This is a genomic window from Vibrio sp. 2134-1, assembly GCF_033339495.1.
The window spans coordinates 1-687 of the sequence record NZ_JAWOUS010000450.1 but is presented as its reverse complement, the minus strand read 5'-3'; the positions used below and the strand labels follow the sequence as shown (position 1 = coordinate 687).

2 pseudogenes are annotated in these 687 nt (G+C 45.7%); one reads left to right on the top strand and one right to left on the bottom strand.

From position 1 onward, the window contains the following. Nucleotides 1-223 (top strand): annotated as a pseudogene (locus tag R7R78_RS26555) (serine protease); the annotation flags it as partial. Nucleotides 224-314: 91 nt separating this feature from the next. Here the strand turns inward: R7R78_RS26555 and R7R78_RS26550 are convergent. Beyond that, nucleotides 315-687, bottom strand: a pseudogene (locus R7R78_RS26550) (endonuclease); the annotation flags it as partial.

Genomic DNA, 687 nt, shown 5'->3' with positions numbered 1-687 from the left:
AAAACGTAATCGATGGCAAAGCCTAAGCAGTTGGGATGTTCTCGACCCTACGGCCACGGCGTTTGAAGATTCCAGTGCCAATGGCGAAGTGCATTATCGTGTTGGCAGCATTCAGCAAAGCGATGGTTCTTTGTTCTGGAGTGGATGGAGCGATAACATCACGGTTGCGGGTTCTGGTGGTGGTAAGGGCGGCGGAAAAGGTGGAGGAAAGCCGAACAAATGATCGCCATGAAAAAGGCCCGAGAAGAGGGCCTTTTTGTGTTTTTAACTTTCTATGTTTTCCATATCGAACAGAGATAAATACGGCTCTGTGGCTAAAGATTTGCCACGAATTGTTTATTAAACTCAGCGTTTACTTTATCGCTTAGCTGTTCGTATTTTTCGCTCAACGCAATTTGCTGCGCTTGTAGATGAGTTGGGTTCTTAGCAAGATCAGAGGCATGAAGTTGGCTCATCTCCTCCATAAAGCCGCTAGTTAGCTGGCTGAAGATCGCGTCTTTACCGATAATAAAGCTCGCAAAATTCTCTTTCACGAATGCTTGTTCATTCGGGTTTAAGTTTTCTAAACCCAGACGTGCTTGGTTAGCAGAGGTCACATCATCAAACGTTGCGTTAGCTGGGTTCGTGCCAGGCTTCAGATAGGCGGCATCATTTTTAAAGTCATTGGCATTTTGAGTAACCGCGTTT